At 61.9% G+C, this 1,435-nt stretch carries 1 protein-coding gene and 1 pseudogene; both read right to left on the bottom strand.

All coding sequences use genetic code 11. The features are described from left to right. Nucleotides 1-244: 244 nt before the first annotated feature. Nucleotides 245-543: pseudogene (locus AB4Y99_RS27585) on the bottom strand (ArsC/Spx/MgsR family protein); the annotation flags it as partial. Between the two features lie 201 nt (nt 544-744). Beyond that, on the bottom strand, nt 745-1,435 hold a 691-nt coding region (locus tag AB4Y99_RS27580), incomplete at its 5' end, for an amino acid ABC transporter ATP-binding protein (protein ID WP_441525593.1).

The following is a 1,435-nucleotide window of genomic DNA, read 5'->3' as shown; positions in this document are numbered from 1 at the left end:
ATCGTATTGGGTGCGGCGATGATCTCGCCGGCCCTATTTTTGCGCTGAAAGCGGAATGGCCGGCAGAGCTCTCTAAAGCTCAATCACAGATCGCGGCTCAAGCGTCGCTTCTCGCGATATCTGCATGTTGGGATAGCCGGCCTGGTTCGCGAACATTCCGGAGCTCGCGACGCGATAGTCGTTGAGCATATCGCCGGCACATACCATTGAAGGCGTTGGCGCTTCATGCAGTTGGTAATCCGCCGACGATCGGCGGGCGGTACATCAAGATGAGATGTGCCTCGATCGCATCGAGCAGAGCATCGTCGGAAAGGTTCGGATCGCTGAGGCCGAGTTTGCGAGAAGCGTCCCCTCCTCGCGCAGGATTTCCCGGACGGTTCGCCCGGCCCGGTCAAGAAACCATCCCAGCAGCTTCACCAGCRCCTGCGTAGGCGGCGTCTTCGGGCACTCGATGACGTGCGGCTCGACGCTCGCATTGCGAATAAAGTCCAGCGCGTTGCGGGAAGTCCCGCAGGCCGGGTTGTGATAGGTGACGACGCCCAGCACCCCACCCTCGGGCGGCCGCCGCGCTCGCACCTTCGAGCCCGCCAGTTCGCCGCACCTGCTGTGCCAACGGCCTCCGGTCCAGGCTGGCCAGGCCATGATGAAATGCGCGCCGGTTGTTCCCAATAAACCGTACGGTCCATGACGCCTTTTTTGACAGCACCAGAAAATCTTTAATCCGRCCATCGACTATTAGTGATGTCAGCGGCCGAATAACCCGTGAAAGCGCCCGAGGAAGCTGCGCAGGCGCTCGTTTTCCGGATGATCGAACACATCTTCAGGCCGCCCTTCCTGCGCGACGCGGCCTTGGTCAAGAAAGACCACGTGATGCGAGACCTCACGCACGAACAGCATTTCGTGACTGACCAGCAACATGGTCATGCCTGCCTCCGCCAGTGCCTGCATGACACCGAGAACTTCGGCGACGAGTTCGGGGTCCAGCGCCGAGGTCACTTCGTCGAAGAGCAGAAGGCGGGGCTGCATCGCGACCGCCCGCGCAATAGCGACGCGCTGCTGCTGCCCTCCCGAGAGCTGATAGGGATAGTGGTCCTTGCGCTCGCCTAGGCCGACGCGGCCGAGCCAGTGGCTGGCGATGTCCGTCGCCTCCGCTTTTGGCTTGCCCTGCACCTTGACGAGGCCCAGCATCACGTTCTCGGCCGCCGTCAGATGGGGGAACAGGTTGAACTGCTGGAAGACCATCCCCATTCGGGCTCTTTGGGCGGAGATCTTCGTTTCGCTCAGGCGCTTGCGCGTCTCTCCGGCCAGCTTGTAGCCGATCGGATCGCCATCGAGCAGGATTTCGCCGCCATCGTGCTCTTCCAGCAGGTTGATGCATCGCAGGAAGGTCGTCTTGCCGGACCCAGAAGCCCCTATCAGCGAGACGACCTGGCCC

The organism is Allobosea sp. TAB14 (assembly GCF_052113865.1).
In the GTDB taxonomy this organism is placed as follows: domain Bacteria; phylum Pseudomonadota; class Alphaproteobacteria; order Rhizobiales; family Beijerinckiaceae; genus Allobosea; species Allobosea spartocytisi.
This window is presented reverse-complemented; position numbering and strand designations above follow the sequence as displayed.